The following is a 332-nucleotide window of genomic DNA, read 5'->3' as shown; positions in this document are numbered from 1 at the left end:
TGCGTCTCGTTCGTCCGCTTCTGGCCATGGAAATCGGCTTCCGCATTGCGGCCGCCGCCATTTTCCGGCGGCTCGCCCGGCCCATCCCTCGGCTTGACACTCTTCATCGATGCCCAGGCCTCAATGAGAGTGCCGTCGACCGAGAAGTGATCGCTCGAGAGAAGCTTTTTCACTCTGGGCTGCGCCAGCACCGCGCCTAAGAACTTCGCCGCGATGTCGCCTTCCAGCAGCCGGTCCCGGTTCTTCGAAAGCACTGAGTGATCCCACGCCGCATATCGACGCCGATGCCGACAAACCAGCGGAACAGGAGATCGTATTCCAGCCGCTCCATC

The 332-nt window shown here is 61.7% G+C and carries 1 pseudogene; it reads right to left on the bottom strand.

The window, feature by feature from the left end:
- Window positions 1-332: pseudogene (locus EN862_RS35305) on the bottom strand (transposase); the annotation flags it as partial.

Source organism: Mesorhizobium sp. M2E.F.Ca.ET.219.01.1.1 (assembly GCF_004016445.2).
Classification (GTDB): domain Bacteria; phylum Pseudomonadota; class Alphaproteobacteria; order Rhizobiales; family Rhizobiaceae; genus Mesorhizobium.
Note: the sequence above shows the minus strand (reverse complement) of the source record. Positions and strands in the feature narration are given on the sequence as shown.